This is a genomic window from Allobosea sp. 05T433 (assembly GCF_056396065.1).
In genome coordinates, this window is the sequence record NZ_JBFTKS010000081.1 from 1 (window position 1) to 3,386 (window position 3,386).

Below are 3,386 nucleotides of genomic sequence, written 5' to 3' on the forward strand. Positions count from 1 at the left end.
CTGAAACGTAGCGAGCTGCGAGAGCATCTCTTCGGAAAGGCCKGCAGCAAAAACACCGGCGTCTGGCGTTGGGGACAGGTTGACGAATGGCTTTACGAGAAGAGAGAGACCCGGGGTGCTTGTCGATGAAGCAGCCGGTCGTGATGAATCCCCCATTACCATGACTGTCACAACGGTACCGAACGCCAGCGCAGTAACCGAGCCGATGAGCCAGGGGCGTCTGAGCCAGCCGAAGAAGTCTGGACGGGGTCGGGATAGCGGCTGCGGTTCGGTCAATGAGAGGGGTTGGGCAAGCAACTGATCGCCCAATCGCCATGCAAAGCTCGGCACGTAGCTTCCCTTGGGAATTTCGATCAGGACCCGGTCTGTCTTGCCTTCAAGAAAGTAATATCGCTCCAATGCGCGCCGGAGCCGACCGGCCTCGATGCGCACGACCGGATCGTTCAAAATGTCGATATTCGCATCCCGCCCGAAGACTTCGACCGCGATCGAATAGGCCTTTATGCGGTCGGCCCGGCCAGCGAGCGTCTCCTCAATCACATAGGACAGAAACCGCCGCAGCCGATCCGGAGCGCTGAAATCGCGGCTTGCCAAAATGCAATGCAGTTGCGCGCGGATATCGGCTTCGCATGGCGCGGGTTGCGGTTGGGAACGCGAGGCATCAGGAACAAAACTCGATGTCACTTGCCGGTTCATGGAGTTAATTCTCCCGCTCATCAATCCCGGCATGCGCATGATGTTCAGATGGGGCGATCACTGCGATCCCACTTAAGGGTATTCGCTCAGATTTCTACACCCCTTAAATCGCATCGGGCAATATTTGTTGCTTAAATATTCGCCAAATTTCGGACGAACTATGGTGGCGCGCTGCGGCAATAATGCGGTCGACGCGCGGGCTTGACCCTCCGTCCCGCCTTTGACATTCCGTCCCAGCTGGATGTTCCAAATTCATTCTTGTTCCGTACTAATTACAGTGCCAGCGGCCAGTATGGCTGATGCGGTCGCCGCAAGGCTTTGCGTGGCGACGACCCCGGAAAAGCGGAGCGGTTCACAGATGTTCCGATCTTTACCCGCGGCCAATCGGTCCATGTGACCGAGCAGATGGCCAGTCGGGTTCTCGAAGGATTGGAAGGCGTCGTCGCCCGGGCTCAGCGCCTATTCACGCTTGAATGGTCCGAGACCATGCCGCGCAGCGAGTTCTTTGCCGACATGAAGATCGCCGTTAGTTCGGATGTGCCCTTCACCAAAGGTGAGGAGACGATACAGATTGGCAATGCCTCAGTGCGTATGATCCAGTTAAGCCGAGGTATCAACGAATTTGAGCGTGTCACCATTTCAACAGCGACGCTGCCGGCCCCGTATCGGGTCGCAGAGCTGGAAGATTCGCTGAGACGCGTCGTATCAAATGCGTTTGAAAGCATCGGGGCGAGCCAAGTTGGCGCGAGTATAGTCAGTAACTTCAGCGGCGCCACCAGTGTCACCGCAACCGGAAAAATCTCTATCGGCGGAAAGACCTTTTGGATGGCCTTTCGCAGCGTCTATCGCGAAACCCATACGCAGGTGCTCGAGATTCTGACGATTTCGGACGCTCGCTCGAAGGCAGTAGCCCTGCGAGAGCGTCAGGAAAATGACATTCGGCTGCTCGATTGAGTGTGGATTGCCGTCCTGGATGTGGATGGGGGGACCTGGCCCCACGCTCTTGAGCGAGCTCCCTCGGCAGATCGCCGGGTGTATTGCTACGTATACCCGGCCTACGGATATGGCTACCCTGCCTATTATGGGCCGCGGGTCTATTACCGCCTGCGTCATTACTATGCGCGGCCAGCCTATTATGCCCCCCCGTTATTACGGCTGGAATCGGGGCTATTACCGCCAGAGCTACTACTGGTGAGGCTAGGACAGACGATGAGCTCTCGCTAGGGAAACACTGATAGCTTCGCCCGATTGGCCGTGCCACTGCACGAACTGCGTCGACCTTACCTCAGTGAACCTTCAGATCGTGCCATACCGTTGTCTCAGATGCGGATCAGAGGCGGTTGTGAAGTACGGCGATCCCGCAATATCCGACGTGTCTGGCCGTACTGTCGCGTCATGGGACAAGGACACGCTATCGAGCGGCCTTCATCTTTGTCCCAACTGTGAGAAGCGAACGCTGAGGTTTGGTGATGGTGTTCTCCAGCGGCCACGTCTGATGTACGACTAAACTGCTCGGATTTTCGAGAAGGCGGTCCTAGCCGGTCGCACCGAGGGTCTGTTAGCCCACCCAATTCGGCGAGCCTGGACGACGGTACCGGCCAGCAACGGACACTTCCACCGGATGGCGACTTGGGGCAAGATGCGCAGACCGTAACCATAAGGAAGCGGGTCCACGCCCAGAGTTTATGCAAACAGCGCGACCAATCGCGCCCTCATGTACTCCGTTATAGGGTGGCCACGATGACAAAGCTCCATCCCGTGCACGATCTTCAGGCCAACCTTGAAGCAGCGCGCCTCAAGTTCATTGAAACACTAGCGGGGAAAGTGTCCCCACCCACTCCCGATGCGTTACGGGAACTTGCGGCAATTCATATGGCCCTGTCTGCTGTTCGGGAAGAAATCGAGTTGCATAGCGTAAGATTGGGATGGGGCGATAAGGACGAATTGAACTAACTGAAGTGTATCGAATCGCGTCAATTGCCCGCGACGGTGGCCTGCCCCCATCAGGTGGCCCGGTTCTAATCTAATGCATGCTGGGCTTGGCGGCCACGTTTGAGGTGGCCGGCGAAGCGGGTTGGGTTTGCGTAGCCGGCCACGCCACGGCGGTTGGTGCTGGCGGCCGGTAGCCGAGCGAGGAGTGTGGGCGCCGGGTATTGTAATGCTGACGCCAGCCCTCGATGACGATCCGGGCCTCGGCGAGGCTGTAGAACAGCTCGCTGTTCAGGAGTTCGTCGCGAAGCTTGGAGTTAAAGCTCTCGCAATAGCCGTTCTCCCAAGGACTGCAAGGTTCGATAAATGCCGTCTTCGCTCCAACCGCCACGATCCCCTCCCGCACCGCCTTGGCGACGAACTCGGGACCGTTGTCCGAACGAACATGCCCGGGCACTCCGCGGAGGATGAAGAGATCGGATAGCACGTCGATGACGTCGATGGACTTGAGCAGCTGCCTGGCCGGCACCTTCAGCCCCTCCCGCCGCCAGATCCGCTCTACTCCCGCCCCCTTGGGCCGTCGCCTATCGTTGCAGCTTCACCGAAGTCCCGCTTCCCCCCGCGGTCGCAGAGGCGAACGACGAGGGATCCAGGCGGGCCAACCCGGAGGCCACAACATGTCGACATTGAAGCACTGGTCGCTTGCTTTCGCCCTGCTTGCCGGCGTGGCGTCCTGGTCCGACAGCCAGCCGGCCAGAGCG

At 58.6% G+C, this 3,386-nt stretch carries 2 protein-coding genes and 2 pseudogenes; 2 read left to right on the forward strand and 2 right to left on the reverse strand.

The genetic code is table 11. The features are described 5' to 3' along the window. A pseudogene (locus AC1DGP_RS34940) lies at window positions 1-696 on the reverse strand (adenylate cyclase); the annotation flags it as partial. A 318-nt stretch (window positions 697-1,014) separates the two neighbouring features. Here AC1DGP_RS34940 and AC1DGP_RS34945 point away from each other — a divergent pair. Together AC1DGP_RS34945 and AC1DGP_RS34950 are read left to right on the forward strand one after the other, a co-directional pair. Beyond that, the gene (locus AC1DGP_RS34945) at window positions 1,015-1,650 is read left to right on the forward strand and encodes a hypothetical protein (protein ID WP_476833260.1); all 636 of its coding nucleotides are present in this window, start codon (window positions 1,015-1,017) and stop codon (window positions 1,648-1,650) included. Between the two features lie 786 nt (window positions 1,651-2,436). Then, window positions 2,437-2,649, forward strand: coding sequence for a hypothetical protein (locus tag AC1DGP_RS34950; protein ID WP_476770527.1), 213 nt, complete (start codon window positions 2,437-2,439; stop codon window positions 2,647-2,649). A gap of 70 nt (window positions 2,650-2,719) precedes the next feature. Here the strand turns inward: AC1DGP_RS34950 and AC1DGP_RS34955 are convergent. Next, window positions 2,720-3,169 (reverse strand): annotated as a pseudogene (locus AC1DGP_RS34955) (integrase core domain-containing protein); the annotation flags it as partial. Window positions 3,170-3,386: the final 217 nt, after the last annotated feature.